Origin of the sequence: Mesorhizobium sp. LNHC221B00 (assembly GCF_000502935.1) — a bacterium.
In the GTDB taxonomy this organism is placed as follows: domain Bacteria; phylum Pseudomonadota; class Alphaproteobacteria; order Rhizobiales; family Rhizobiaceae; genus Mesorhizobium; species Mesorhizobium opportunistum.
In genome coordinates this window covers 415,494-440,981 of the sequence record NZ_AYWR01000001.1, presented here as the reverse complement: position 1 = coordinate 440,981, position 25,488 = coordinate 415,494, and the positions used below count along the sequence as shown (strand labels likewise).

Sequence of the window (25,488 nt, the reverse complement as noted above, 5' to 3'; positions counted from 1 at the left end):
TGACGGTCGCTCATGGCGAAACCGTCGCCGCCATATTGATCACACCCGGCTGCGCGCCTAATTCTTTGCGGACCCGCCAGCACCGCGCTTTTGCGCATCCCCTTTCAGGAGTTCACCATGGCCGACCTGTCCGCCTTTCCAATCACCGCGCGCTGGCCGGCCAAGCACCCGGACCAGATCCAGCTCTATTCGGCAACGACGCCGAATGGAGTGAAGATATCGATCGCCCTGGAAGAGATCGGCCTGCCCTACGAACCGCATTGGATCAATATCGGCCAGAACGAAAGCTGGACCCCGGAATTCCTGGCGCTCAACCCCAACGGCAAGATACCGGCGATCATCGATCCCAACGGCCCGGACGGCAAGCCGATCGGCCTGTTTGAATCCGGCGCCATCCTGCTCTATCTCGCCGACAAGACCGGCCTGCTCATGCCCGTGGACGCCGCGCGCCGCTACGAGACGATCCAGTGGGTGTTCTTCCAGATGGCTTCGGTCGGTCCGATGTTCGGCCAGGTCGGTTTCTTCCACAAATTCGCCGGCCGCGAGATCGCCGACAAGCGCCCGCTGGAGCGCTATCGCGACGAATCGCGGCGGCTCCTCGGTGTGCTCGACGCCAGGCTGAAGGGCCGCAAATGGATCATGGCCAACGACTACACCATCGCCGACATCTCGCTGCTCGGCTGGGTGCGAAACCTGATCGGCTTCTATGAAGCCCGCGACCTCGTCGGTTTCGATGATTTTGGCAATGTGGCGGCATGGCTGGAGCGCGGCCTGACACGGCCGGCGGTTCAAAAGGGCCTTACCATTCCGGCAAAGGCCTGAGGCGGACTGCCCCCCTGCTGCCTGCTACTTCGCTTTCGCCTTCGAACTGCCCCTGCCGATCACGGAGGCGGCAAGCGAGGCGGCGCCGCGGGCGGTTGCAACCACCGCACCTGCGGCGACATTCGCCGCGGTTCGAACGGCACCGGCTTTGTTCGGCGCCGCTTTGCGCGGGCTGGCCGTCTTGGCGGCCGGGACCACTTTTCTAGGTGCCGCCTTGCCGAAAGCGCCTTTGGCGTCTTTTGAGCGTTCGGCTACCGCGGCGCCAGCACCGGCTTTCGCTTGCGTTGCCTTCGCGGGTTTCGTCTTTGCGGGTTTTCTAGCCTTGGTTGCCATGCAAAAATCCCTCACGCCACACAAACTGGTTCTGAGGCATAACGGCGCGAAACTCTTAAGGTTCCCGTCAAAGAATACCGAAAATTAAGCAGGTTAACCAATGACCAGGTCGGCCGCCCGACGCCGTGCCAGCACGCGTTCGATGTTCGGCATGTCGTTGGAGGCGATCCAGGCGCGCGCCTCGGCGTCGGAACGGCCATGCTCGTGCCAGCGCTCCATCAGGCGGCGCTCGAGTTCGTTGCGCGGCACGTCGACGAAAATCGAATAATCGAACAGCGGCGCCAGCCGCGACCACGGCTCCTCGTCGAGCAGCAGGTAATTGCCTTCGACCAGGATGAACTTGGTCTCGGTGCCGACGATCGCGGCAGCAGCGCGCGACAGCTCCAAGCCGCGGTCGAAGACGGGAATCGCGATATCGGCCTCGCCGGCCCGAATGCGCTTCAGCAGGGTTTCGAAACCGGCGAAGTCGAAGGTTTCCGGCGCGCCCTTGCGCGCGCGCAGGCCGCGCGCGTTGAGCACGATGTCGTCATAATGGAAGCCGTCCATCGGCACGACTTCCACGGCTCCTTCGGGCAAAAGGTCATGCAGCCTCGCCGACAATGTCGACTTGCCTGCTCCCGGTGGTCCCGCAATGGCGACGATGAAGCGCTTTGCCTTGCCGGCGCGCTTGAAGATGGTGGCGGCGAGGTGCGCGATTTCGGACATGGGAGCCTCACTTGCCCAGATGGTCGGCCCAGATGGTCGGCCCAGATGGTCGGCCCTGATGATGCAGGACAATTTCGCCCCCATCTTGGCGGCAGTCGACGGAAATTTCAAATCCGCCATTGCGCGATCTCGTGCCTATGCCGCGGCAGGCTGGCCGATGCGCAGGAAATCGCTGTCGAACGGCACGTCCCATGTCGAGCCGCCGGCCGACAGCCGCATGCGGCCATCCGTCGTGGCAACCTCCTGCGGCGGTTCGCCACCCGGCAGCGGCATGGCGCCGATGACATGGCGAAACGAGAAGCTGTCGCCGAGCGCAAAGGCGGTCGCCACGCCCTCGCGCTTCAGCCAGTTGTCGCCGATCGAGGCGGCGTGGCCGACGGCGGCGCGCCCATCCTCGATGCCGAGCACGCCCAGGTGGCGGCCGCTCCACGGCGCGTAGTCGCGGCCGCCATTGCTGAGCCACAGCATGGTAACAGGCAGTTCGGCCGGGTTCTTCAACACCAGCACCAGGTCGCCCTCGGCCTTGCGGGCCAGCGCCGTCCAGCCCGGCCCGCCATGGTCGGCCTCGACCAGGGTGACGAAATCCTCGCGCCGATCGTCCATGCGGTAGTCCGTCAGGTCGCGTGTGCCTCCGGCGGCGGCAGGAAAATGGCCGAGGTCGGCCGACCGCGCCGGATAGGCGAGCATGAAGCGGCCGCGTGCGGGATCGGGCTCCAGCGGGTCGGCCGGCGTCGCGGCAAAGCGCTTCGGCGAAAACGCCAGCCTGCCGCCGCCCTTCATCGCCGTCATCGGGTGATGGGCGACGGAAATCGCGCCTTGGCCGCCGGAAAACACGTGCTCCTGGTAGAGGAAGGGATGGCCGTCGATGAGGGTGAGGATCTTGTCGACGCTGGCGCCCATGACCTTGTGGCGCAGCCGGAAAACGGCGCGCCAGCCACCGTCCGTGGCGCTGCTTTCGGTGATGTCCCAGGCGCTGTTGGCCGGCCAGCCATGCAGCGGAGCGTCCTCGACATCGCTGCGCGAAAACGGCGCGCAGAGGAAATCGCCGGAGAGCCTAACGGTGCCTTGCGGCAGATCTTTCGGCAAGGTCTCGCCCGCGTCGACCCAAGGCGCGCGATGCAGAGGCTTCAACCGGCGTCCGTCGCCGTCGACGGTCATGTCGGCGATGTGGCCGACGGTGAGATCGAGCGAAACCGAAATGCCCCTGGCCTTGATCGTGCTGATGTCCATTGCGCTCTCACCCGATTCTGAAGCCGCAACCAGAACCCGTTCGGCGCGGCTTGCGCAAGCGTGATGTCGGGCATTTCGCATCACGCTGCCTCACCCTTCCCACAGGGAACACAAGGGGGAGGGTAAGCAGACCTGCTGCCGCTTGTATTCCCGCACCGGTGATTTTGTGCTGTCGGTGTAGGTGACCTGCACCGACATCGATTTCACGCTGTCCGCGACCTTGAAATAGGGCTGGTAGTCGTAGGGGATGGCATAAGGATCTTTCTTGTCGCAGGGCGGCATCTTGATCTGCTTGTCGAGTGCCGCGCCGTTCAGGCTGTAGCGGACTTCCTTGATGGCGCAGCGGTAGGACAGCATCTGCGTGAAATAGACCAGCCCATGATTGCCGCCGGCATCGAAGGCGATCCATGACGTCCAGAACTGGTCGAGGATCTGCTTGTCGCCTTGCTGAAGCGCCGCATCGGGATCGAAGCGGATGTCGAACGGACCGGTCTCTCGGCCCCGGATGTCGAGATATTTTATCGCGATGGTGGTCGCGGCCGTGCTGTCCGGCAACTCGAAGCTCGGATTGGGCATCGGCTTGCCGGTGCGCTGGTCGTTGAGTGCCAGCACGCCAGTATCGGTAAAGGCGCCGCTGTCGCCGAGACGCCAGGAAATCGCGGTCGCCGGCTCCGGCAGCGAGATGGTCATCGACCAGCCCTGGTTGGAGCGCATCGGCGTCAGCGACGGCGCGAAGCGGGCGGGGTCGAGCACGTCGCCAAGCGCTGTCAGCCGGCTGCGGCTGCGGTCCAGCCAATCGGCCAACTGGGTCTGGTCGACGAAATATTTGAGCAGCCCGCCATCCTTTTCGTAAGCGACGAATTTCGTCAGCGCCTGGACTTCGCCGCGCTTGTCGGCCAGCGTCTGGCTACCGAGGCGGTCTTCCGAAAATTCCTGCGCCAGGAGGTAATAGGCCGGCGCGTAGCCGGGATTGGCGGCGACGAAGGCATTGAGCTTGTCGACGCGCTGGGCGTCGTCGAACTGCAGCAGGTGGACGAGCTTGATCGACGGCGACTTGGCCTTCTCCGCAAGCTGGCCGAACACTTCGCGCGCGCCGGCCTTGCCGTCCTGCACCCGAAGCAGGGTGGCGAAGCGCGTATAGGGGTCGATGGCATCGACATCGAAGCCGGCAAAGGCAAGGTAGGCGCGCCGCGCGTTGAGCATGTCGCCCGACAGTTCGTAGACGCGGGCATTGTGGTAGAACTCGTCCGGCCGTTTTGGCTCGGCGATCGCCCCGCCCTGCGCTGCCAATAGGGCAAAGCCCTTGGCGATGGTGTCGATCGAGACGGCGATCTGCTCGGTCGTCACCTGCAGTTTCTCCGCCTGGGCCTGCTGCTGTTGCTGGCCGGCGGCAAGCGTGTCGGTGGTTTGCTTGACCGCCTCGACGGTCTTTTGCGTCTCGGCGCCCTGCTGCGTCTGCTGCTGCTGGGCGGACGCGATCTGATCGGCCTTCTGCGCCACCGTGTCGGTCGATTTCTTGACCTCTTCGACGGTCTTCTGCGTTTGCGTGACCGTCTGCTCGATCTTCGCCACCTTTTCGGAGACGATGCCGATCGACTGCTGCAGTTTCGCGACCGCCGGCACAAGGCTGGCGATGATGCCGTTCTGCGAGCTGGTCTCCTTCTGCACGGCATAGACGCCGCCCGCGACCGCCGCCGCACTGGTGGCGAACACCAGCGCCGGCAGCGCCTTGGCCGCCAGCACGAGCCGCAGCACGATGGCAATGGCGATGATGACCGCCGCGATCGAGGCGACCAGCGCGATATAGGCGGCGAACGGCGCCAGCGGATTGAGGATGTCGGAAACCGCGCCGCCGATAAAGGCGATGCTGCCGGCCCATTTGCCGGTGCGGCTGAGAGATGCCCTGATAAGCGAGGGCGCTGCGCCCCCGGCCCCGATATTCGTCATGCCACCCCCCAAGCCGCCAGATGCCGCGCCCCTTCCCACAGGAAACGCGATTCTGGCACAGAAAGATAGGAACGGGGCTATTTCGGGGCGGCCTTCGCAACCTCTTCCTCTCCCCACTCCGCAGGGCGATCGCATATCACCGACCCCTCGGTTAGGGAGAGGAACCCAGGTCTCCGATGGCCACCATATTCCTGGGGCTAACCATCATTAACCAAATGGACGCACCAATCGCGTTACGTTAGCTTCGCCGCATCTCGAGCAACGGCCTACCAAGAACAGACCTGCCCCTTGTCCCACCTGCATCCCCTTTCGTTCGTCCACAAAGTTCTCGCGGCATTTGCCTTGCTGGTGCTGCTGGCCGGCTGCTCGACCACGACGCCGCCGGATTCGGTTCTGGCCGTGCCCGCGCCGCCGCAGAAATATGCCGCCATCGTCGTCGACGCACAGACCGGAAAGCAGCTGTTCGAGGTCAACTCGACCGCGCAGCGCTACCCGGCCTCGCTGACCAAGATGATGACGCTCTATCTGCTGTTCGAGGCGATGGACTCCGGCCGCGTCACCAAGGAAACGCAGATCCCGGTCTCCGACCACGCCGCCTCGCAACCGCCGACCAAGATGCGCTTCCGGCGCGGCGAAACCATCGACGTCGATTCCGCCATCCGCGCCATCGTCGTCAAGTCGGCCAATGACGTGGCGGTGGCGGTCGGCGAATATCTCGGCGGCTCGGAGGATCAGTTCGCCGCCATGATGACCTCCAAGGCGCGCCAGCTCGGCATGGCCAGCACCACCTTCCGCAACGCATCCGGCCTGCCCGACGACAGCCAGATGACGACGGCGCGCGACATGGCGGTGCTCGGCATGGCGCTGCATTCCCGCTTTCCCCAGCATTTCCACTATTTCTCCGAGAGTGATTTCATGTTCCGTGGCCGGCTGGTGCGCGGCCACAACGACATGCTCGGCCGCGTGCGCGGCGTCGACGGCATCAAGACCGGCTACATCAGGGCCTCCGGCTTCAACATCGTCACCTCCTACAATGCCGATGGCCACCGCCTGATCGTGGTGGTGATGGGCGCCGACTCGGCCCGCCAGCGCAACGACCATGTCGAGGCGCTGATCCAGCGCAGCCTGTCGCCCATGGTGGCCGACACCAAGACCCGGCTGATGTTCGCCGAACAGCAGTAGTCCTGCGGCCTGAGCCGACAAAGGTGGGCAGCCGGCTATTGTTTCACGACTGTCACGCAATTGTCCGGAAGCCATGGCATAGGCTGCGAAGACCGACGGTGGCTATGCGCCGCCTCGTTGGCGTATCGTCTGCCTGCGACAGGCGGAAGGCCCAAGGTGTGTTGAGATTCAGGTCAGGCCAAGCTGAAAACGATGGCTTTCGAGAACCGGAGCGGAGCGTACTTTTCGTACGTGAGCACCGGAAGCGCAGAAGGCCGTCGTTTGCAGGCCGGCCTCACCTGGATATCATCACACCTTAGCGCCACAGCAGGAGCCAGCACCATGAGCACCGTTCCCAAGGCATCCGAGCAGAAGGCGGCGGACAATGAGAACGACAGCGGCGGCGAATATTTCGAGGCGTCGACCACGCAGGAAGACCTGCACGAGGTTTCCGACGAGCATTTCGACACGCCCGAGGTTCCGGACTCCGAACCTTCAGGCCCCGGCGCATCGCGGTTCAAGCCGAAGAAGAAACCGTCGGCTATCTCGGGCCGCAAATTCCGCAAGCGCGACCTCGTGCGCATCGACACGCTGCGCCCGAGCCTCGCCGACCGCATCCACGCGGATCATCCGGACCTGCCCAAGGGCGCCCGCATCAGCCGCGAGGAGCTCGGCCGCTACCGCATGCGCTACATGGAGGAGCTGCTGCAGCAGGAGCACGGCGAGTTCTCCGAGCTCGACCGCCAGGTGGTGGAATCGATCGCCCGGCAGGACACGATTTCCGAAAACTCGGAAGAAGAATTCGAGGAGCACCGTTCCTTCGCCGACCGGGTCTCCGACAACATGGCGGCCTTCGGCGGCAGCTGGTGGTTCCTGATCTCGTTTGGCAGCGTGCTTCTGATCTGGATCGGCATCAACCTGGTCGCGGGCATGAGCAGCGCCTTCGACCCCTATCCCTTCATCCTGCTCAACCTCCTGCTCTCCTGCATCGCCGCCATCCAGGCGCCGATCATCATGATGAGCCAGAAGCGCCAGGAGACCAAGGACCGCCTGCGCTCCTTCAACGACTACCGCGTCAACCTCAAGGCCGAGCTCGAAGTGCGCCACCTGCACGAAAAGCTGGATTACCTCATCTCCCGCCAATGGACGCGGCTCGCCGAAATGCAGCAGATGCAGCTCGATGCCATGCATGAGCTGACCGGCGCGAAGAAGGCGAAGCGAGCGGTGCGCGGGGTGCGGCGGCGGACGGTGAAGAGTGAGGCTGGGCAGTAGGGGTCCGTGCAGCCAATCGCCGATTGCCCGTTGAAGCCCGCCCCGGCTTCCGCTAAGAAGCCGTGACTTGCCGGTTCACCGGCTGGTTCGTTTTCCGGCCCGCCGGGAAGCACCCGTAGCTCAGCTGGATAGAGCGCTGCCCTCCGAAGGCAGAGGTCACAGGTTCGAATCCTGTCGGGTGCGCCAACAGAATCAGGGTCCGTTCCGGACACATAGGTTACGCGGAGAGATCTTCAATGGCTGATCTCATCCCACAGATTTGTCCCACATAACAACGAGATTGCCGCACGTTCCCCTATGCAACTCGGTAGTGACAGAATTTGTATTTGTCGCCCCTCCCGCAGGGGCAAGGTTCATTGCGCCCAACCTTCCGGGTGCCAGGTGGAAGCGAATCCTTTGGTTTGACCGCGGCGCTCGCAACCACAGACATGCCACGAATAATCCGAATCGGCCGAACCGGCCCACCTGCCGCGTCCGCCTGGATATCGCAACCAACCCCGCCGCGATTCGTTGACTCGTGCTGGTTGATCCCAGCGCACTCTAGACCTTCCCGCTGGCTCCGGCCGGCGGGCCTTTTCGGGCATGCCATGCCGTCGACCTCGATACGCAAGTTCGAATACGATCCAGACAGCAGGATTTTGTCGGTGTGGTTCGTGGCAAGCGGCAGGCATTACCAATTCTTGGACGTGCCGCCGGAGAGCTTTGCCGGGTTCAAATCTGCCTTTGCCAAAGGCCGCTATTTCAACGACCACATCCGCAACCGCTTTGCATTTCGGCTGGTGACATAAAGGGCAAAGCGTTCTCTAGGCATCCATCTCCAGCGGCTCGTGCCCTGGCTGCTCATGCCAGATGACCTGCCGCAGGTCGCGCTGGTCCACGGGCTGGCCACACGTCGGACAAGTATAGAGATGGTCAGCTTCGCTAGCCGGCGGCCCGCCGTGAAGCGTACCTTTGATAGCAGGTCCAAGGTCGGATAGCTTCGTCATAGCTATCAAACATTTGATTTACCTAAAATGTTCCGGAACCATTTTAGCGCGCGCTAATTGAATCGCACTATGCGGGTTAGCGCATGCCACTGAATTTCATCAAGCCCATGGAACCCGAGCTGGTCGACACGCCACCGCAAGGCGACGAATGGCTCCATGAAATCAAATTTGACGGGTATCGCACCCAGATCATCAAGGATGAAAACGGGATCCGTCTGTTCACCAAGAACGGTTACGACTGGACCGGCCGCTATATCGAACTTGCCGGAGAGGCGGAGGCGATCGAGGCGGAAAGTTTCATCATCGATGGCGAGACAATCACGGTCAACGAGGCTGGTTTGTCCGACTTCCCCGCCCTACAATCAGCCGTCACCAGCCGTAAGCCATCGCGCGCCCTGTATTTGGTGGCCTTCGATCTCCTGCACCTGAACGGGCATGATTTGCGCAACATGCCGGTGGAAGACCGCCGCGAAATCCTGCAGGAATTGATACCAGCCGTCGGCCGCATTCAGTTCAGCAAAGCCATGCCCGGCACCGGGGCCGCAGTCTATAGCCGGGTGGACAGGGCAGGGCTGGAGGGCATGGTCTCAAAGCGTAAGGACAGCGTCTACCGCAGCGGGCCGACGATGAACTGGCGCAAGATCAAATGCTATGCCGAAAAGGAAATGGATATCATTGGCGTGCAGCGCGAAGTGGGAAAGCCCGCAATGGTGCTCATGGCCGACAAGGGCAGATATGCCGGCAGCGCTTTCGTCACCTTCAAGGCCGATATGCGCCAGCGCCTATGGGATCGCGTGCAAGGAAAGGTAGGCGGGCCAGCGCCTGTAGGGCTCAAGAGCGACAAGGCCGAATGGCTGAAGCCAGGTCTCGTCGGTCGCGTGCGATTCCTGAAGGGTGAGGAGAAGCTTCGGCACGCGAAGCTGCTGGACTACCGGGAAAAGTGAATGCCTGTTGCAAACAGGATCAGGAGCGCATCGCAAAGTGACTGGCTGGCCACGCAAAGAAAAAGCCCCGGACGATGCCGGGGCTGGAGTCGCGGTCTGCTGATGGACTAAAACTTGTAATTCAGGCCGACGCGAACAGTGTGGAACTTGTCGGTGATGTCAAGGTTGGTCCCACCAATGGTGAACGTCGATTTGCCCAAGTCGGTGTAGAGATATTCAGACTTGAAGGTCCAGTTCGTGTTGATGGCATACTCAACGCCCCCTCCAACGGTCCAGCCGGCCTTGGTCTTGGAAAAACTGAATCCGCCGCCGGCAGAGGTCTTATCGTGACCATAGGCAAAGCCGCCAGTGCCATAAACCAGGAAGCGATCGACGGGCGTGTAGCCGATGCGGGCGCGCACCGTACCGAACCAGTCAATCTTTGTTTCGATGTCGCCGCCAAAACCAGAAATGGAGGACTTTACAGTGGAACCCTGGAAGTCGGCTTCCACGCCGTAGACGATCTGGCCGGATTGCCAGTTGTAACCAGCCTGGACGCCTCCCAGAAACCCACTTGCCGTGATGTCCAGACCAGTGCCGAGACTAGGTTCAAATTTGAACTTGCCGAAGCCGCCGCCGGCATTCACACCGATATAGGCGCCAGTCCAATCAAAAGAGGCGGCAATCGGAGCAGCCTCTGAGATCACGTCGGCAGCATAAGCGCCGCTGGAGAGTCCCATCAGAACGGTGGTCGCAAGCAGGATAGATTTCATAGAAAAGCCCCTTCAATCGAATGAACGCATCGCGGAAGGCCGGCGCCGTGTCGATGCCTTCGATCCTGGCATTGAACATCGCTGCCTTGGGCATTTCCTTCGCCCAAACGGCACCAGCCACCGTCGACCAGTGCGCAGCTTGTGGCCATCCTCCGCCCCGGTGATGAATGGCACCTCATCTGTCGGTGCGATGTTGTAGCGCGGCTCATCGTTGCCGCCGATTTCGGCCGCGCTGTCAGCCAGTAAAGGTGATGGAGACATCCTCGACATCGAGCGTCATGTCTTCAGGACAGAGAGAATTGGAGCTGCGGAGCTCTTCAAACTGCCGATGCGGGCCTCGGCCGTCTATGTCACCGGCAGTTTCGTTGAGAAGGTCCAGAACGCCGGTCTTCGCGGTGTCTCGTTCGCCCATGTGTGGACGTCTGCGGAGAAATGAGCAGTTAGAGCCACCCAGCCTTCTGGAAAAACCCCGGCACGTCATCCAGCCCATGCGCAATCGCGTCCGGCTCATAGTGCGCCGGCGCCCGCCGCCCAGTACCGCGATCGACCCATACGGCGCGAAAGCCGAGGTCGCGCGCGGCGGTCAGGTCGAGATGCGGGCTGGCGCAGATGTGCACCAGCTCTTCCCTGGTCACGCCAAGGGTCCGCCAGGCATGTTGGAAAATCTGCCGCGACGGTTTATAGGCTTGCGCCTGTTGCGCCGTGATGACCCGGTCTATTGCGCCGCCCAACTGCGCGACATTGCCGGCGATGATCGCGTCGTCGGTGTTCGAGATGATCGCCAGCTTGAAGCCGGCTTGCTTCAGCCGGCGCAACGTCGCGACAACTTCCGGGAAAGGCGGCATCCGTCCGATCGAGGACGTCAGCAGCTCCGCGTCGCCGGCATCCGCTTCCAGGGAAAAATCGCGCATCGCCAGCTGCAAGGCTTTTGCCGTGACGTCGGCGAAGGAGAGATGCGGCTTGGTATGCTCCAGCTGGTGTTCGTGCCGGTCGTAGACGGGAATGAATTCTTCCGCCTCGATCTTGCGGCCCTTGCGCGACAGGATCGTCTCCATCGCCGCCATCAGCCCTTCATCCCACTGGATCAACGTTCCGTAGCAGTCGAAGGTAAGCCAGGTAGGGCGGGGACCGTTGAGTGCCATTCGGGAGACCTTTGCGAAGAGCGGCTGGTCAATCATATTTGAGTAGCCTGTCGAGGAATGAAATATTCCAAACCCGCCTTTTATCCAGTCCATGGCGCCCGGATCGGTGCCCGTTCGCCAATCAAGTCGCCGTCAGCCGGCATTCACCGCCCTCACAAGCTCCGCTCCACCAGCGGGACTCCAGCTTGAAGGCGAGCCGGGAACATTATCTTGCGCGGATGCGTTCATGATCCTGCAAGGGACGGATTTTTTCCGGAGGCTGACGATGCACAGCTTCGAAATGATCGATCTGCTTTGCGTGGTCGAGGCGTGCAAGCGCGAGCACGCGGTTGGGAATTTCGTCTCGATGGCCGAAGGGGTGGAAGAGTTGCGGGTGCTGACCGGCGATTTCGTGTCATCTGACCACGCGGTGGCAAATGCGCTTTCGAAGGTGGCGCTTGCGCGAGGGTGCTCGGTTCTGTTCGACGAACAGGCGGGCGCTGAAATCCCTTTCTGAGGCCTGGACGGCCAAATCCTGGCCCCGCAGCCAGAGCCTTGCGGGGAGAACCCTCCCGTCTAGCCGCCCTTCACCGCCCGCACGCTCTCCCGTTCCACCAGCGGGCACTCCAGCTTGGTGATCGGATAGCGTCCTCGCCCAGGCGCCGGCGGCGCTTCCAGCTGTTCGATCGCCCACTGCCCCATCGCCATGTGCGGCAGGATCGAGGTGGTCAGCGGCGGGAACAGGTGACGGGCGATTTCCTCGTCGTCGTAGCCGACCACGGAGATGTCCTGCGGAATGTGCAGGCCGGCCTCCTTCAGCGCTTCGTAGCAGCCGATCGCGGTGCGGTCGTTCTGGCAGAAGATGGCGGTCGGGCGGTCTTTTAGCGCGAGCAATTTGACGGTCGCGGCATAGCCGGCGCTCGCCGACCAGTCGCCCTCGACCACCAGTTCGGGATCGAACGGGATGTCGGCGGTGGCGAGCGCGCGGCGATAGCCTTTCAGCCGGTCCTGCGCGGCCTGCATCCAGGGTTCGCCGGTGATGGTGGCGATGCGGCGGTGACCGTGGCTGATCAGGTGCCGGGTGGAACTCTGGCCGCCAGCGATCTCGGAGGGCACCACGGCCGGGAAGGCATAGTCCGCCGTGTAGCAGTTGAGCAGGATCACCGGGATGTCGAGGCCGTAGAGGTAGTCGGGCGCGTTGATCTCGCGGGTGAAGATGGTCATGTAGATCAGCGCCGAAATGCCCCGCCGGGTCAGCGCCTGGATGGCGCGCGGTTCCATCACGGCGTCGCCCATGGTCTGCGCCACCAGAAGCACGTTGCCGGCGTTCCACGAGGCCTGGCGGGCGCCCTCGATGGCGACCACCGCTTCCGGGCTGGTCGCCAACTGGTCGACGGCGAAGCCGATCACCCCGTCAAGTCCATCGAAGGCCGGTCCTTCGAAGACTGGCCCCTCGAAGGCGGCAATTGGCATCTTCAGCGCCGAGAAGGCGGGCGCGCTGTAGCCGAGCGCGCGGGCGGCCTCGATCACCCGTTCGCGGGTTTGCTGCGACAGTTTTATCCCCGGCGAATTGTTGAGCACGAAGGAAACCGTCGCCTGCGAACAGCCGGCGGCCCTGGCGATGTCGGTCATGGTCACCCGGCCCTTGGGCTTCGCCGCTGCCTTGCGGCGCCGCGCCGCTTCAATCGGGTCGTCCGTTGTCTCGCTCATTGCATTCGTGTCCCCAGATCCCGGCCTGTCCTAGCGGCGGCCTGGCCGTCCGACAAGATGGCGCGGCGTCGCCAGCTTATAGAAACTGTCGCGGCGTTTATATCTATTAGTAGACTGTCCGTCCATCGGCCATGTGACGATGTCCATCCCGGAACGGCAAGGACAGAAAGGCGTGAACGCCCGCGCGCCAACGCAGCGTTTTGTCGGCAAAGCGGCCACGATGTCGCAACGATGGATGCCTCAACAGGCTCAAACTAATACTGTTTACTAATACAAAAATGCGCTGTAACGTCGATCGGTCGCGTCCAGGTCCGGTTGGATCCGGAGCGGCGGGAGGTGCATGTAAACGGCCCGATGGCGAGCGGATAGTGCCCCGCGAAGCTTTGTCTCGGACATGTGATATGTCAGACAAATCGGACTATTTACGAATGAGGGATGAGTCTCTAAAGTCCGTGCTCGTGGCTGGAACGACGCCATTCTTTCAGTGCCGGGTACCCTTGAGGAGGAGGGGCGTCCAAGCCGCAAGCGGCATATTCAGGTGAGCAAGCAATTCTAGTGACTAAGACCGGTCAGCCGAATGGCTGCACCAAAACGGGAGGTTGAACATGAAATCCTTGATACGCAATGCATCCGTGGCCACCGCAGCGCTGCTGCTTGGCCTCACGGCGACAGCCATCGCGCGCGCCGACGACAAGCCGACGCTGGCCTTCGTCGTCAACGGCGCTTCCGATTTCTGGAAGGCGGCCGAAGCCGGCGTCAAGAAGGCGCAGGGCGAACTGCCGGACTACACGCTCGAGCTCAAATATCCGGAACAGTCCTCGGTCGCCATCCAGCAGCGGCTAATGGACGATCTGGTGACGGCCGGCGTCAAGGGCATCATGGTCTCGGCCGTCGATCCCAAGACCTCGACCGACGGCCTGAACAAGATCGCCTCGCAAACGGCGCTGTTCACCACCGACTCGGATGCTCCGCAGACCAAACGCGTCGCCTATATCGGCTCGTCCAACGTCGATGCCGGCAAGCAGGCGGCCGAAATCGCCAAGAAGGCGATGCCCGATGGCGGCAAGTGCCTGGGCTTCGTCGGCCTGCTCGGCGCCGACAATGCCAAGGAGCGTATCCAGGGCATGAAGGACGGTCTGGCCGGTACCAAGATCGAACTCGTCGACGTGCGCGGCGACGACATCGATCAGGCCCGCGCCAAGAAGAATGTCGAGGACGCGCTGGTCGCGAGCCCCGACGTCACCTGCATGGTCGGCTTCTATTCCTACAATACGCCGCGCATCTATGAAGCGCTGCGCGACGCCGGCAAGCTCGGCTCGATCACCGTCGTCGGTTTCGATGACGATCCGATCACGCTGGGCGGCGTCAAGGAAGGCACCATTGCCGCCACCGTCGTGCAGCAGCCCTTCGAATGGGCCTATCAGGGCATGAAGCTGATGGCCGCCTATCTCAAGGGCGACAAGTCGGGCATCCCGGAAGGCAATTTGATCATCATCCCGACCAAGATCATCGGCAAGGATGACGTTGACGCCTACGCCGCCAATCTGAAGGCGATGTCTGGAAACTAAGCCCAAAGGCAGTTCAGCCGGCTCAAGTCGCTTGAGCCGGCTGTTCGCATTGACGAACCCTTCGAGGACCGTCAGTCTGCCGGGAGGCCGGCCCGCCAACTGCTGTCAGGCATGATGAATTATTCCGACACATCCATCGCCGCGACCAACCCGTTTCTCAGCCTTGAGAACGTGCGCAAGACCTATCCGGGCGTCGTCGCGCTCGATGGTTTTTCCATGGAGGTGAGGCCGGGCGAGGTCATCGGCCTCGTCGGCGAGAACGGCGCCGGCAAATCCACCTTGATGAAGATCCTCGGCGGCGTCACCAAGCCGGACACCGGCACCATCACCGTCGACGGCACCGCCCACAACAGCCTGACGGTCGAAGGCAGCCTGGGTTCGGGCATCGCCTTCGTGCACCAGGAACTCAACCTGTTCGACAATCTCGACGTCGCCGCCAACATCTTCTTCGGCCGCGAGCCGCTGCGCGCCGGGCCGCTCAGGCTCGTCGATCGCGCCCGGCTGCGCGCCATGGTGGCGCCGCTGCTCAAGCGCGTCGGCGCCAATTTCTCAGCCGACATGCAAGTCGCCGACCTGTCGCTCGCCCAGCAGCAGATGGTCGAGATCGCCAAGGCGCTGTCGATCAAGGCGCGGCTGGTCATCCTCGACGAGCCGACATCGAGCCTGCCGATCGCCGAGACCGACAAATTGCTCGACGTCATCAAGGCGCTGAAGGCCGACGGCATCAGCGTCATCTTCATTTCGCACCGCCTGCACGAGATCGAGCGCGTCGCCGACCGTGTCGTCGTGCTGCGCGACGGCATGCTGGCCGGCACGCTTCAGAAACGCGACATCAACCACGACCAGATGGTCAAGCTGATGATCGGCCGCATGCTGAAGGAACGCGAGAAGGCCTCCGAAGCAGCCCGGGCCCCCGGTGCCGTTGCCCTTGCGGCCAAGGCGGTGCGCACCCCCACCTATCCCGGCCGGCCCGTCGACCTCGACGTCAGGCGCGGCGAAATCCTCGGCCTTGCCGGCCTTGTCGGCTCCGGCCGCACCGAACTGGCGCGGGTGTTCTTCGGCATCGAAGGCAGCCTTGGCGGCACGCTCGAACTCGATGGCAAACCGCTTGTGCTGGGCTCGGCCGCCGACGCCGTCGCGCGCGGCATCTTCCTGGTCCCGGAAGACCGCAAGCTGACCGGCATCCTGCTCGACCTGTCGATCGCGCAGAACATTTCGCTGCCCAATCTGCCGGCGCATGCCAAGCGTTCCCTGGTCTCGGCAAGTGCGGAAAGCGCCACCGCCGAGAAGCAGAAGAAAGACCTCGGCATCAAGGCGCCTTCGGTGCAGACGCGCACCGGCACGCTGTCGGGCGGCAACCAGCAGAAGGTCGTGCTCGGCAAATGGCTGGCCATGAACCCGAAAGTGATGATCCTCGACGAGCCGACGCGCGGCATCGACATCGGCGCCAAGGCCGAAATCTACGGGCTGATGCGGGCGCTCGCCGATGCCGGCGTCGCCGTGCTGATGATCTCCAGCGACATGGAAGAGGTGATCGGCGTGTCCGATCGCATCGCCGTCATGCATGAGGGCCAGATATCCGGCATTCTCGACAAGGACCAGTTCAGCCAGGAAAACGTGCTGCTGCTGGCGGTGGGCAAGCAGCCGAAATAGTTTTTGCCTCGGCGTCGCTGAAAAAGCGCCCGGGCAGGCATTGGGGAGAAGACGATGAGCAAGAAAGATCTCGGCCTGCTGATCCTGATCCTGGTGGTCGGCGCGATTGTCGCCATCATCAATCCGCGCTTCCTGTTGCCAATCAACCTTGCCAACACCTCGAACCTGATCGGCCTGTTCGGCATCCTGTCGATCGGCCAGGCCTTCGTCATCATCACCGGCGGCATCGAATTGTCGGTCGGCTCGGTGGTCGCCTTGCTGGGAACGCTGTTCATCGACTTCATCGCCGTGCGCGATCTGGACTGGCCGCTGGCCTTCGTGCTGATCATCGCGCTCGGCGCCATCATCGGCCTGGTGCATGGCTGGCTGATCACGCGGCTCAAGCTGCAGCCCTTCGTGGTGACCTTGTGCGGTCTTCTGATCTATCGCGGCGTCGCCCGCTTCTACACCGCCGACGGCACCGCCGGCTTCGCCTTCGGCCAGAATTTCCCCGAGCTGGAATTCCTCACCGCCGGCCGCTCCTGGGGTGTGCCGAACTCCTTCATCGCGCTGATCGTCATCGCCATCGTCATGTGGGTGGTGCTGCACCGCTCGGTGTTCGGCCGTTATCTCTACGCCATCGGCAAGAACGAGGAAGCGGCGAAATATTCGGGCATCCGCACCGGCCGCATCGTCATGGCCGCCTATGTCATCTGCGGCGTGCTGACGGCCTTGTCGGCGATCTATTTCGCCATGTACACGCGCTCGATCTCGCCCGCCAGCCACGGCCAGTTCTACGAGCTCTACGCCATCGCGGCGGCAGTGCTGGGCGGCTTCTCGCTGCGCGGCGGCGAAGGCTCGCTGATTGGCGTCGTTCTCGGCACCGTGCTGCTGCAGGAGCTGCAGAACCTCGTCAATCTGCTCGGCATTCCGTCCTCCCTCAACTTCGCGGTGATGGGCGGCGTCATCCTCATCGGCGTGCTGGTCGATCAGCAATGGGGCGTGTTCAGGGCACGGCGGCTGATGGTCGAGGCCGCCCGCAAGAACGTCGCCGGGGCGCCGGCGGAATAGCCGCGCCGCCAATTCAGCGGCAAGGAACATCCCGTGCGGGGCGGTCGCTATCGATCGGTCCGGCGGGCCGCGCGGCGAACGCTATGCAGCAGGACGGCGAGGCAGCCGACCAGCAGCAGCACGCCGCCGATGAGCGGCGGCAGCGCCAGCAGCTTCACCGCCGCCACGACGGCGGCCACCAGGACCAGCGCCAGCAGCGCCAGGTTGCCGTCATCGACGAACATGCCGAAGAACTCCTTGGCAATGAGACGAACGGCGTTCATCGGGCGAGCCCTCCAGCGGCGGCGGGATAGGTGCTGCGCAGCCAGCGCACCATGGCGAAGGACGCCAGCGCGACCATTGCGAAGATGGCGAGCAGAGCGAGATCGGCGCCCGGCCAGTCGGCACCAATGCCCTCGCCGGTCCAGAAGATGCCGAAGCTGGTCAGCATCAGCCCGACCACGAATTTGAGCGCATTCTCGGGAACGCGCGCCAGCGGCCGGTGGACGGCCGATCCGACAAGCATCACCAGGATGAATGCCACCAGCGCGCCCAGGCCGGCGTAAAGCGTCTGCCCGTGGGCCGCGCCGACGGCAATGACGATGAACACCACCTCGACGCCTTCCAGCACCACCGCCTTGAACGAGGCCAACCCGGCGAGGTAGTCGGCGCGGCGGTCATTGGCCTGTTGGTGCAAAGCGGCGGTTTCCTTGGCGAAGGCTGCTTCCTCGTCATGCAGGGCGATGACGCCGACACTGCGCAGGATGGCCTTCCGCAGCCAGCGCATGCCGAACAGGATCAAGAGTACCCCAACGGCGAATTGCAGCGCGGTGGTCGGCACCAGCGCCAGCAACGGGCCAAACGCCAGTACCAGCGCCGCCAGCACCGCCAGGGCCAGCGCGGCACCCGTCAGCGACGGGCGCCAACCGCGCGCCACTCCGACCGCAAGCACGATGGTGAAAGCCTCGACGACCTCGACGACGGACGCGAGAAACGCCGCCGTGACCGTCGAGAGGATGGGCGTCAGTGTTTGCATGAGAGGCTTCCTGTATCGTCTCGGTCGAGCATGATCTTTTTTGCTGTTCGTTTCCACCTTCGGAAGGGCAGTTCAGATCACTATGCGGTCAGCACCACGCAATGCTTCGATGGCAGCAAAAGCAAGCGAGGCGCTAGCCGGCGGAGCTTCGTCCAGTCGAGCCGCACACGCCGCGGCTGCAGGAGGGCAGGTCCTACCTCCGTGTTCGGCGCAATTCTGATTGGAAACCGTTTCACACTTTCCTGGATCTGCTCTTGATCAGATCAGGCCCGACATGTCGGAAAAGGCCATGGCCTTGCGCAACAGCTCGGCGAAGCGTTCGCCGGCGACTTCGCGCGCGCCGCTGTTGTCGATCGAGGTGACGCCAGGACCGGACAGGGTGACATTGGCGCTGCGTGCCAGCCGCGCCAGCACTTCGCCGCGCGACTCGCGGCCGCGCATCGCCAGGCGCTCGGCCAGCACATCGGGCGAGGCGGTGATCTCGACGATGGCCAGGTTGGCGTAGCGCTCGCGCAACACCGGAATGACCGCGCGCGATACATTCGCCACCGCAACGTGGCCGTTGGCCACCGACCAGTCGACATCGGCAGGCAGGCCATAGCGCAGGCCATGCGCCTCCCAGGAGATGGCGAAGGCGCCGTCGGCCTCGGCCTCGACGAAGGCGGCGTCGGCCAGCGTGTCGTGATCCTCGCTCGCCGCATCGCTCGGCCTTGTGATGACGCGGCGGACGAACTCCAGCCGGGTCTCGTCGGTGAACAGCGCGCGCGCGTAGCCGATCACCGTGTCCTTGCCGGCGCCGCTTGGGCCGACGATAGCGACGAAAACGCCATGGCGGATCGGAAACGCTTCCGCGGACAGTTCACGCTCGATCAAGGCCGACACCATCATGCAACCCGCAGTCCCTGCCGCCAGACGGTGCGCACCACCGGGACATGGTCGTCGACGCGCACGCGCACCAGGTCGGCGCGGCGGCCCTGCTCGATGATGCCGCGGTCGTTGAGGCCAACGGCTTCGGCCGGGTTCTTCGAAACCATGGCGACCGCCTGCGGCAGCGAAATGCCTTCGACCATGTCGCCGAGGAAGAAGGCGGACTGGATCAGGCTGAAGGGAATATAGTCGGATGACAAGATGTCGAGCAGGCCGTCGCTGGCCAGCGTTCGCGCCGAGACATTGCCCGAATGCGAGGCGCCGCGCATGACGTTGGGCGCACCCATCAGCACGCCCAGGCCTGCGGCCTTCGAAGCGCGTGCCGCTTCCTCGGTGGTCGGGAACTCGGCGACGCGCACGCCCTGTTCGATCGCCTCGCCGACGTGGCCAATGGTGGCATCGTCATGGCTGGCCAGCACGATGCCGCGCTCCTGGCAGGCGGCGGCGATGTGCACCCGGTTCGGCCTCGAATTGAGCGCCGACTCGCCCATTCGCTTCTCGCAGAACTTCTGGAAGTCGCGGTCGGTCAGCTTCAGCTTGCGCTGGTAATAATAGGCGTAGGTTTCCAGATTGACGAACTGGCGCTGTCCCGGCGCATGGTCCATCAGCGATGCCAGCTTGACCCGCTCGTCGCCGTCGAAATTGGCGAAGGCCTGCAAGCAGTCTGGCGCCGAAACCTCACAGCGCAGATGCAGGAAATGATCGGCGCGCAGACGATCCTGCGCGACGCTGTCCTCGATGGCATCGGCTAGCTTGCGGATATCGGCCAAGGTAAGATCGGCGTCCTCGTCCATGCCGACGCGCAAGGCGTCGAGCACGGTGGTGATGCCGGCCGTCGCCACCTGCGCGTCATGGGCAAGCACAGCCGCGATCGGATTCCAGCGCACCTTCGGCCTTGGTGCGTAATGGCCCTCGAGATGATCGGTATGCAGTTCGACCAGCCCAGGAATGACATAGTCGCCGCCCATGTCCTCGCCGGTCCGGCTGCTACCTGCATCGACGTCGGCGATAAACCCGTCGCGCAGCACCAGCGAGCCCTCGACGATCTCGTCGGCAAGCACGATGCGGGCATTGGAAAGAACGGTCTCGGCGGTCATTTCAGGCAATCCTTGGTTCTTCCTGTCGGAATTGTTTCGGTTCAGGCGGTCTTTCTGGCCGGGCGGCGCCCAAGCGCGTGATGGGAAAGCACCATGAACGGTGCTCCCGGCTCGAGTTCGACGAACAGCGTCAGCGCATCCACCAGCACCGGCTGCGAAAGCACCTCCGCGAACAGGCTGTCGATTGCTGCACGCAGACGTGGGCTTTCCTGTGGCCCGGCCCGGCCGGACAGCGTCATGTGGAAGCGGAAGGTCTCGAAGACATAAGGGTAACCCCACTGGCACAGGTTGCGAAACTCGGCCGGCTTCAGCGAATCCGGGCTGCGCCGCTCGATCTCGGCCTCGGTCAGCGGCGCGCGGAACCGGTCGAAATCGCGCACCACGTCATCGGCGAAACGGTTGAGCGGCGGCAGCGGCCCTTCCGGCAGGAGCGCGAAAAAACTGTCGATCTGGCTGACGACGAGACGCGGGATCGTCACCACCGGCGTTGCTTCGGCGAAATGGTCGAGTGCCGCGCGCAGCGAGGCCTCGGTCTCGTTGGCCGCCAGGCGGAAGGGCGCCTTCAGCGTCGCGTGGAAGCCGTAGCGGCGCGCCGAAGCGGTGTGAAAGGCGACTTCCGCCGCCGACAGGTCGGCCACCGCCTCGACCGGCTTCGTCGCGGCGCCGAACGGGTCGCGGCCCAGCCAGTTGGCTGCGATCCGCGCCAGCGGTTCGTCCTGCCGGGGGGTGAAATAAATGGCATAACGCATGAAAAATCCTCGTCAGTCTCGCTGCCATAGGTGATTTCCATGACGGATTGACGAAGCTTTGAAGGGTTTTCGATGGCAAATCGACCCCTGTCGGTCCTTAGCCGACGATTTTTCCGAGCTGGACCAGTGGCTTCGGCCGAAAACCCGGAAGGCTCAGGCCTTCATCAACCATTCGTGCTCGGGCGCGTTGTGGAATTTCCACGTCCGCTTCGGCCCGGCCATGACGTTGAGATAGTAGAGGTCATAGCCATGGCAGGCGGCGCAGGGATGATAGCCCTCGGGCACCAGCACGACATCGCCGTCCTCGATCGCCATCGCCTCGTCGAGCGCGCGATGGCCGCTCTTGTCGGCGTCGGTGTAGACGCGCTGGAAGGCAAAGCCCTGCGGCGGGTTGAGGCGATGATAGTAGGTTTCCTCGAGATAGGATTCGGCGGGCAGATTGTCCCGGTCATGCTTGTGCGGCGGGTAGCTCGATGTATGGCCGCCGGGCGTGATGACCTCGACCACCAGCAGCGAGTCCGCCGGCTGACCTTCCGGCAGTATATTGGTGACGTAGCGCGTGTTGGTGCCCTTGCCGCGCACCTCCTGGCCGAGGTCGTCGGGTCCGATCACCCGGACCGGCAATCCGCCGCCAAGGCCCGGTGCCGAGCAGATGGCGAGTTCCAGCTCGGTTCCCGCGGTCACCGACCAGTCCGATCCCTGCGGCACATAGACCGACCATGGCTTGCCTTCGAAGGGCGACATGCGTTGCCCGAGCAGGCCGAGATCCTTGCCGCCGGCCTTCGCCTTGCCCTTGCCGGTGACGAACACCAGGCAGATTTCGCGGTCGTCAGTCTTTCCGGAAGCCGTTTCGCCCGGCTTCAGCCGATGCAGGTCGAAACCGACATAGGTCCAGCCGGCGCTTTCCGGCGTCACATGAGCGACGCGGCCATGGCCCTTGTCGGCTTTGACGAGCAGCTTCGACATTTTTTGTCTCCTATTCCGTTGGCGTGAAGGCTCCGGGAAGCCAAGCCGTGTGTTTGAAAGGGCCATCGCAAATCTTCGGCCGGCGCCCTTCCGACTTCGTCATCCTAGGGCGTAGCAGGAGCGAAGCTCCGTCGCGAAGACCCTAGGATCCATGCCGTTACCTCAGTCCAAGAGCGCAGCGGAACGGAATTCTGCACCGTAGCGGCCGTCTTGATGTCCCGGCATGGATCCTGGGGTCTGCGCCGCGTCGCTTCGCTCCTTGCTACGCCCCAGGATGACGAAGCGGGAGGCGTTTTAGCCAATCTCCAACACACGCGACCTGTTTTGCACCTAACGGGCCGCTCTATTCCTTCGGTTCGCCCTCGGCCGGCGCCTTGTTCTCGTCCGCCGGCTTGTAGAGGTAGAAAAACTGCCAGACGCCGTAGCCGGCAAAGCCCAGCGCGATGACTCCCCAGAACGGGGTGCCGGTGGCGAATTCGATGATCGACCAGATGACGCAGACCGCGACGACGGCGACACGACGCCACAAGGGCCGGAAAAAGGGGTGCTCGGAATCTTTCATCGCGCCAATCTACAGCAACCTGCCTCGCCGTGAACCCATCGCGTCAGGCATTCGGGAAACCCTGGGTTTCCACTGTGTAACCGGCTGATGTCATCACCCGCATCAACTCCTTGTGGCCAACCTCAGCCATCTTGAGCGGCGGGTTTTTCTTCGGGTCCTGTTCGGCCTCGACCACGAACCAGCCCTCATAGCCATGGTCGGCGAAGCGCTGCACGATGGCGCCGAAATCCAGCGAACCGTCGCCCGGCACGGTGAAGGCGCCGAGCGCCACCGCGTCGAGGAAGGATTGTTTCGTGCGATCGAGCTTGTCGATCACCCCCATGCGCACATCCTTCACATGCACGTGGCTGATGCGCTTGTGGTGGTTGTCGATGGCGCGCAGCACGTCGCCGCCGGCAAAGGCCAGATGTCCGGCATCGAGCAGCAGCGGAATGCCTTCGCCGGAATGGCGCATGAAGGCATCGAGCTCCGGCTCGGTCTCGACCACGGCCGCCATGTGGTGGTGATAGGACAGCGGCATGCCTTGCCCGGCGCACCATTCGCCGAAAGCGGTCACGCGCTTGGCATAGGCCTTCATCTCATCGTCCGAGAGTTTCGGCTTGGTGGCCAGCGGCTTGGAACGGTCGCCCTGGATCGAGCGGCCGACCTCGCCATAGACGATGCAAGGCGCGTTCACCGCCTTGAACAGGTCGATCATCGGCTGGATGCGATCCTGGTTCTTGCTCATCTCCTCGTCGACCAGCGTGCCCGAAAACCAGCCGCCGCATAGCGTCACATCGGCCGCCCTGAGAATCGGCAGCATGACAGCGGGATCGTTGGGAAAACGCCGGCCCATTTCCATGCCGGTGAAGCCGGCCGAGCGCGACTGGCGCAGGCACTCTTCCAGCGACACGTCATCGCTGAGTTCGGCAAGATCGTCATTCCACCACGCAATGGGGGACATGCCCAGTTTGGCTTTCAAGTTCTAGCTCCGGTTTCTTGTTCACCCTCTCCCTTGTGGGGAGGGTCGCTGCGAAGCAGCGGGGTGGGGGGCGGCGCCGATATCAATCGCCAACGCTCTGCATCTGCCGCTTTTCGTCATAGGCCTTGCGTGCCGCGTTGACCTGGGGCCGCGCGGACACTTCCGGCACCGCCACATCCCACCAATGGCCGCCGGCATCGGTGGAGACAAGCGGGTCGGTGTCGATGACCAGCACCGTGGTGCGGTCGTTTGTCTTGGCCTTTTGCAGCGCGTTTTCCAGCCCGGCGATCGACGGCACTTTCTCGGCGATCGCACCCAGGCTCGCCGCGTGAGCGGCGAAGTCGATGTCGGGCAGGATCTCGTGGCGCGAGTCCTTCAGGAGGTTGTTGAAGTTGGCGCCGCCGGTCGCCATCTGCAGCCGGTTGATGCAGCCATAACCCCTGTTGTCGAGCACCACGATGGTGAGCTTCAGGCCGAGCATCACCGATGTGGCGATTTCGGAATTCATCATGAGGTAGGAGCCGTCGCCGACCATGACGACGACCTCCCGATCGGGCTTGGCCATCTTGGCGCCGAGCCCGCCGGCAATCTCGTAACCCATGGTCGAGAAGCCATATTCGCCATGGTACGAGCCGGGCGCTCCCGCCTGCCAGAGTTTATGCAGTTCACCCGGCAGGCCGCCCGACGCGTTCAGCAAAATCACGCCTGACCCCATTGAACGCTGTACGGCGCCGATCACCTGCGCATCCGAGGGGAAGGCGGCGTTGGTCGACGCCGTCACCTTGGAGGCGTCAACCTGCCAGGCCTTCTTGCCGGTGGCCGCATTCTCGGTCCAGGCGGAAGGCGCTTTCCAGCCGCCCAGCGCCGCACCCAGTTCGGCCAGCCCCTCGGCCGCGTCGGCCACCAGCGGCAGCGCGCGATGCTTGCCGGCATCGAAAGGCTGCACGTTCAGCCCGACGATGGTCTTGCCGGAGTTCTTGAACAGCGCCCACGAGCCGGTGGTGAAATCCTGCAGGCGCGTGCCGATGGCCAGCACCACATCGGCCTCTTCGGCCAGCCGGTTGGCGGCAGACGTGCCGGTGACGCCGACCGCCGCCATGTTGAGCGGATGATTGTCCGGCAGCGAGGATTTGCCGCCTTGCGTCTCGCACACAGGAATGCCGGCGCCTTCCACGAATTTCGCCAGTTCATCGGAAGCCTGCGAATAGAGCACGCCACCGCCGGCGATGATCAGCGGCTTCTTCGCGCCGTTGAGCGCCGCCACCGCCGCTGCCAGTTCGCCGCGATCCGGACGCGGCCGGCGCTGGTGCCAGACCCGCTCGGCGAAGAAGCTCTCGGGATAGTCGTAGGCCTCGGCCTGTACGTCCTGGCAGAGCGACAGCGTTACCGGGCCACATTCGGCCGGATCGGTCAACACCTGCATCGCGCGGCTCAGCGCCGGGATGATCTGCTCCGGCCGGGTGATGCGGTCGAAATAGCGCGACACGGGCTTAAAGCAGTCATTGACCGTCGCCGTGCCGTCGGAAAAGTCCTCGGCCTGCTGCAGCACCGGATCGGGAATGCGGTTGGCGAAGACATCGCCCGGCAAAAACAGGACGGGCAACCTGTTTACGTGCGCCAGTGCCGCCGCCGTCACCATGTTGAGCGCGCCGGGGCCGATCGAAGAGGTCGCGGCCATGAAGCGGCGGCGGAAATTGGCCTTGCCATAGGCGATCGCCGCATGCGCCATCGCCTGTTCATTATGGGCCCGAAAAGTCGGCAGTTCGTCGCGAACCTGGTAGAGCGCCTCGCCGATGCCGGCGACATTGCCGTGGCCGAAGATCGCCCAGACGCCACCAAAGATCGGCACTTTCTTGCCGTCGATCTCGGTCATCTGTCGGCTGAGGAAGCGGGTCAGCGCCTGCGCCATCGTCAGGCGGATTGTCTTGCTCATGGTGTTTTTCCTCCGCGGTCCTGC

Annotated in this window: 27 protein-coding genes and 1 tRNA gene; 10 read left to right on the top strand and 18 right to left on the bottom strand. The window is 63.5% G+C overall.

The window, feature by feature from the left end; all coding sequences use genetic code 11:
• The first annotated feature begins 117 nt into the window (after positions 1–117).
• Positions 118–822, top strand: a complete 705-nt coding sequence (locus X741_RS164140) for a glutathione S-transferase N-terminal domain-containing protein (RefSeq protein ID WP_023776049.1) — start codon at positions 118–120, stop codon at positions 820–822.
• A 24-nt stretch (positions 823–846) separates the two neighbouring features.
• On the opposite strand, the gene X741_RS164145 is transcribed toward X741_RS164140, so the two are convergent.
• The 4 genes from X741_RS164145 to X741_RS164160 form a co-directional block, all read right to left on the bottom strand.
• Positions 847–1,155 (bottom strand): hypothetical protein, encoded by a 309-nt coding sequence (locus X741_RS164145; RefSeq protein ID WP_023776048.1) that lies wholly within the window; start codon positions 1,153–1,155, stop codon positions 847–849.
• Positions 1,156–1,248: 93 nt separating this feature from the next.
• Positions 1,249–1,860 (bottom strand): nucleoside triphosphate hydrolase, encoded by a 612-nt coding sequence (locus tag X741_RS164150; RefSeq protein ID WP_023776047.1) that lies wholly within the window; start codon positions 1,858–1,860, stop codon positions 1,249–1,251.
• Between the two features lie 135 nt (positions 1,861–1,995).
• Positions 1,996–3,090, bottom strand: coding sequence for a hypothetical protein (locus X741_RS164155; RefSeq protein WP_023776046.1), 1,095 nt, complete (start codon positions 3,088–3,090; stop codon positions 1,996–1,998).
• A gap of 90 nt (positions 3,091–3,180) precedes the next feature.
• Complete coding sequence (locus X741_RS164160) at positions 3,181–5,037, bottom strand: hypothetical protein (protein WP_023776045.1); 1,857 nt, start codon at positions 5,035–5,037, stop codon at positions 3,181–3,183.
• Between the two features lie 288 nt (positions 5,038–5,325).
• On the opposite strand from X741_RS164160, the gene X741_RS164165 reads away from it, so the two are divergent.
• From X741_RS164165 to X741_RS164175, 3 genes are all read left to right on the top strand, one after another.
• Positions 5,326–6,219 (top strand): D-alanyl-D-alanine carboxypeptidase family protein, encoded by an 894-nt coding sequence (locus tag X741_RS164165; protein WP_023776044.1) that lies wholly within the window; start codon positions 5,326–5,328, stop codon positions 6,217–6,219.
• A 321-nt stretch (positions 6,220–6,540) separates the two neighbouring features.
• The gene (locus X741_RS164170; RefSeq protein ID WP_023776043.1) at positions 6,541–7,470 is read left to right on the top strand and encodes a DUF1003 domain-containing protein; all 930 of its coding nucleotides are present in this window, start codon (positions 6,541–6,543) and stop codon (positions 7,468–7,470) included.
• A gap of 109 nt (positions 7,471–7,579) precedes the next feature.
• Positions 7,580–7,656 (top strand) — tRNA-Arg (locus tag X741_RS164175).
• Positions 7,657–7,765: 109 nt separating this feature from the next.
• On the opposite strand, the gene X741_RS1000000167855 is transcribed toward X741_RS164175, so the two are convergent.
• A complete protein-coding gene (locus tag X741_RS1000000167855; RefSeq protein ID WP_245272627.1) occupies positions 7,766–7,900 on the bottom strand; it encodes an SEC-C metal-binding domain-containing protein in 135 nt (44 codons plus the stop codon).
• 157 nt (positions 7,901–8,057) lie between these two features.
• Here X741_RS1000000167855 and X741_RS164180 point away from each other — a divergent pair, with 157 nt between their 5' ends.
• Positions 8,058–8,258 carry a KTSC domain-containing protein gene (locus tag X741_RS164180; RefSeq protein ID WP_023769281.1) on the top strand — a complete coding sequence of 67 codons (201 nt, stop codon included), beginning with the start codon at positions 8,058–8,060 and terminating at the stop codon, positions 8,256–8,258.
• A gap of 281 nt (positions 8,259–8,539) precedes the next feature.
• A complete protein-coding gene (locus tag X741_RS164190; protein WP_023776041.1) occupies positions 8,540–9,400 on the top strand; it encodes an ATP-dependent DNA ligase in 861 nt (286 codons plus the stop codon).
• Between the two features lie 107 nt (positions 9,401–9,507).
• Here the strand turns inward: X741_RS164190 and X741_RS164195 are convergent, their stop codons facing one another.
• The 3 genes from X741_RS164195 to X741_RS164200 form a co-directional block, all read right to left on the bottom strand.
• Positions 9,508–10,152: an outer membrane protein gene (locus X741_RS164195; protein WP_023776040.1), complete on the bottom strand. Its 645-nt coding sequence runs from the start codon at positions 10,150–10,152 to the stop codon at positions 9,508–9,510.
• A 235-nt stretch (positions 10,153–10,387) separates the two neighbouring features.
• Positions 10,388–10,564, bottom strand: a complete 177-nt coding sequence (locus tag X741_RS1000000169465; protein ID WP_023776039.1) for a hypothetical protein — start codon at positions 10,562–10,564, stop codon at positions 10,388–10,390.
• 28 nt (positions 10,565–10,592) lie between these two features.
• Positions 10,593–11,294, bottom strand: coding sequence for a haloacid dehalogenase type II (locus X741_RS164200; protein ID WP_023776038.1), 702 nt, complete (start codon positions 11,292–11,294; stop codon positions 10,593–10,595).
• Positions 11,295–11,559: 265 nt separating this feature from the next.
• Here X741_RS164200 and X741_RS164205 point away from each other — a divergent pair, with 265 nt between their 5' ends.
• Complete coding sequence (locus X741_RS164205) at positions 11,560–11,790, top strand: hypothetical protein (RefSeq protein WP_023776037.1); 231 nt, start codon at positions 11,560–11,562, stop codon at positions 11,788–11,790.
• Positions 11,791–11,849: 59 nt separating this feature from the next.
• On the opposite strand, the gene X741_RS164210 is transcribed toward X741_RS164205, so the two are convergent.
• Positions 11,850–12,983 carry a LacI family DNA-binding transcriptional regulator gene (locus X741_RS164210; protein ID WP_023776036.1) on the bottom strand — a complete coding sequence of 378 codons (1,134 nt, stop codon included), beginning with the start codon at positions 12,981–12,983 and terminating at the stop codon, positions 11,850–11,852.
• A 605-nt stretch (positions 12,984–13,588) separates the two neighbouring features.
• Between X741_RS164210 and X741_RS164215 the strand changes: the two genes are divergently transcribed.
• The 3 genes from X741_RS164215 to X741_RS164225 all read left to right on the top strand — a co-directional run bounded on the left by X741_RS164215 (position 13,589) and on the right by X741_RS164225 (position 17,254).
• A complete protein-coding gene (locus tag X741_RS164215; protein WP_023769273.1) occupies positions 13,589–14,551 on the top strand; it encodes a sugar-binding protein in 963 nt (320 codons plus the stop codon).
• 114 nt (positions 14,552–14,665) lie between these two features.
• A complete protein-coding gene (locus X741_RS164220) occupies positions 14,666–16,204 on the top strand; it encodes a sugar ABC transporter ATP-binding protein (protein ID WP_023769272.1) in 1,539 nt (512 codons plus the stop codon).
• A 54-nt stretch (positions 16,205–16,258) separates the two neighbouring features.
• Complete coding sequence (locus X741_RS164225; protein WP_023769271.1) at positions 16,259–17,254, top strand: ABC transporter permease; 996 nt, start codon at positions 16,259–16,261, stop codon at positions 17,252–17,254.
• 47 nt (positions 17,255–17,301) lie between these two features.
• On the opposite strand, the gene X741_RS164230 is transcribed toward X741_RS164225, so the two are convergent.
• The 9 genes from X741_RS164230 to iolD form a co-directional block, all read right to left on the bottom strand.
• On the bottom strand, positions 17,302–17,517 hold the full coding sequence (locus X741_RS164230) for a hypothetical protein (RefSeq protein ID WP_023776035.1): 216 nt from the start codon (positions 17,515–17,517) through the stop codon (positions 17,302–17,304).
• Entirely contained in the window at positions 17,514–18,269 is a 756-nt protein-coding gene (locus X741_RS164235; RefSeq protein WP_023776034.1) for a COG4280 domain-containing protein, read from the bottom strand. Before X741_RS164235 ends, X741_RS164230 begins: the two co-directional genes overlap by 4 nt.
• 258 nt (positions 18,270–18,527) lie before the next feature.
• Positions 18,528–19,157 (bottom strand): phosphonate metabolism protein/1,5-bisphosphokinase (PRPP-forming) PhnN, encoded by a 630-nt coding sequence (gene phnN / locus X741_RS164240; RefSeq protein ID WP_023776033.1) that lies wholly within the window; start codon positions 19,155–19,157, stop codon positions 18,528–18,530.
• A complete protein-coding gene (locus X741_RS164245) occupies positions 19,154–20,293 on the bottom strand; it encodes an alpha-D-ribose 1-methylphosphonate 5-triphosphate diphosphatase (RefSeq protein WP_023776032.1) in 1,140 nt (379 codons plus the stop codon). The genes phnN and X741_RS164245 overlap by 4 nt, the downstream gene beginning before the upstream one ends.
• Before the next feature lie 41 nt (positions 20,294–20,334).
• The gene (locus X741_RS164250) at positions 20,335–21,042 is read right to left on the bottom strand and encodes a DUF1045 domain-containing protein (RefSeq protein WP_023776031.1); all 708 of its coding nucleotides are present in this window, start codon (positions 21,040–21,042) and stop codon (positions 20,335–20,337) included.
• Positions 21,043–21,195: 153 nt separating this feature from the next.
• Positions 21,196–22,008, bottom strand: coding sequence for a 5-deoxy-glucuronate isomerase (gene iolB, locus X741_RS164255; RefSeq protein ID WP_023776030.1), 813 nt, complete (start codon positions 22,006–22,008; stop codon positions 21,196–21,198).
• Positions 22,009–22,351: 343 nt separating this feature from the next.
• Positions 22,352–22,570: a hypothetical protein gene (locus X741_RS164260; protein ID WP_023769264.1), complete on the bottom strand. Its 219-nt coding sequence runs from the start codon at positions 22,568–22,570 to the stop codon at positions 22,352–22,354.
• Between the two features lie 43 nt (positions 22,571–22,613).
• Entirely contained in the window at positions 22,614–23,531 is a 918-nt protein-coding gene (gene iolE / locus X741_RS164265) for a myo-inosose-2 dehydratase (RefSeq protein WP_023776029.1), read from the bottom strand.
• Positions 23,532–23,613: 82 nt separating this feature from the next.
• The gene (iolD, locus tag X741_RS164270) at positions 23,614–25,464 is read right to left on the bottom strand and encodes a 3D-(3,5/4)-trihydroxycyclohexane-1,2-dione acylhydrolase (decyclizing) (RefSeq protein ID WP_023776028.1); all 1,851 of its coding nucleotides are present in this window, start codon (positions 25,462–25,464) and stop codon (positions 23,614–23,616) included.
• Positions 25,465–25,488: the final 24 nt, after the last annotated feature.

Excerpts from the sequence above, each read along its gene's own strand:
- X741_RS164235 (WP_023776034.1), bottom strand. The coding sequence starts at position 18,269 with ATGCAAACACTGACGCCCATCCTCTCGACGGTCACGGCGGCGTTTCTC.
- X741_RS164190 (WP_023776041.1), top strand. The coding sequence starts at position 8,540 with ATGCCACTGAATTTCATCAAGCCCATGGAACCCGAGCTGGTCGACACG.
- X741_RS164260 (WP_023769264.1), bottom strand. The coding sequence starts at position 22,570 with ATGAAAGATTCCGAGCACCCCTTTTTCCGGCCCTTGTGGCGTCGTGTC.
- X741_RS164215 (WP_023769273.1), top strand. The coding sequence starts at position 13,589 with ATGAAATCCTTGATACGCAATGCATCCGTGGCCACCGCAGCGCTGCTG.
- X741_RS164220 (WP_023769272.1), top strand. The coding sequence starts at position 14,666 with ATGAATTATTCCGACACATCCATCGCCGCGACCAACCCGTTTCTCAGC.
- X741_RS164145 (WP_023776048.1), bottom strand. The coding sequence starts at position 1,155 with ATGGCAACCAAGGCTAGAAAACCCGCAAAGACGAAACCCGCGAAGGCA.
- phnN (WP_023776033.1), bottom strand. The coding sequence starts at position 19,157 with ATGATGGTGTCGGCCTTGATCGAGCGTGAACTGTCCGCGGAAGCGTTT.
- X741_RS164140 (WP_023776049.1), top strand. The coding sequence starts at position 118 with ATGGCCGACCTGTCCGCCTTTCCAATCACCGCGCGCTGGCCGGCCAAG.
- X741_RS164230 (WP_023776035.1), bottom strand. The coding sequence starts at position 17,517 with ATGAACGCCGTTCGTCTCATTGCCAAGGAGTTCTTCGGCATGTTCGTC.
- X741_RS164180 (WP_023769281.1), top strand. The coding sequence starts at position 8,058 with ATGCCGTCGACCTCGATACGCAAGTTCGAATACGATCCAGACAGCAGG.
- X741_RS1000000167855 (WP_245272627.1), bottom strand. The coding sequence starts at position 7,900 with ATGTCTGTGGTTGCGAGCGCCGCGGTCAAACCAAAGGATTCGCTTCCA.
- X741_RS1000000169465 (WP_023776039.1), bottom strand. The coding sequence starts at position 10,564 with ATGGGCGAACGAGACACCGCGAAGACCGGCGTTCTGGACCTTCTCAAC.
- X741_RS164245 (WP_023776032.1), bottom strand. The coding sequence starts at position 20,293 with ATGACCGCCGAGACCGTTCTTTCCAATGCCCGCATCGTGCTTGCCGAC.
- X741_RS164170 (WP_023776043.1), top strand. The coding sequence starts at position 6,541 with ATGAGCACCGTTCCCAAGGCATCCGAGCAGAAGGCGGCGGACAATGAG.
- X741_RS164200 (WP_023776038.1), bottom strand. The coding sequence starts at position 11,294 with ATGGCACTCAACGGTCCCCGCCCTACCTGGCTTACCTTCGACTGCTAC.
- X741_RS164195 (WP_023776040.1), bottom strand. The coding sequence starts at position 10,152 with ATGAAATCTATCCTGCTTGCGACCACCGTTCTGATGGGACTCTCCAGC.
- X741_RS164160 (WP_023776045.1), bottom strand. The coding sequence starts at position 5,037 with ATGACGAATATCGGGGCCGGGGGCGCAGCGCCCTCGCTTATCAGGGCA.
- X741_RS164250 (WP_023776031.1), bottom strand. The coding sequence starts at position 21,042 with ATGCGTTATGCCATTTATTTCACCCCCCGGCAGGACGAACCGCTGGCG.
- iolD (WP_023776028.1), bottom strand. The coding sequence starts at position 25,464 with ATGAGCAAGACAATCCGCCTGACGATGGCGCAGGCGCTGACCCGCTTC.
- X741_RS164225 (WP_023769271.1), top strand. The coding sequence starts at position 16,259 with ATGAGCAAGAAAGATCTCGGCCTGCTGATCCTGATCCTGGTGGTCGGC.
- iolB (WP_023776030.1), bottom strand. The coding sequence starts at position 22,008 with ATGTCGAAGCTGCTCGTCAAAGCCGACAAGGGCCATGGCCGCGTCGCT.
- X741_RS164155 (WP_023776046.1), bottom strand. The coding sequence starts at position 3,090 with ATGGACATCAGCACGATCAAGGCCAGGGGCATTTCGGTTTCGCTCGAT.
- X741_RS164150 (WP_023776047.1), bottom strand. The coding sequence starts at position 1,860 with ATGTCCGAAATCGCGCACCTCGCCGCCACCATCTTCAAGCGCGCCGGC.
- X741_RS164210 (WP_023776036.1), bottom strand. The coding sequence starts at position 12,983 with ATGAGCGAGACAACGGACGACCCGATTGAAGCGGCGCGGCGCCGCAAG.
- X741_RS164205 (WP_023776037.1), top strand. The coding sequence starts at position 11,560 with ATGCACAGCTTCGAAATGATCGATCTGCTTTGCGTGGTCGAGGCGTGC.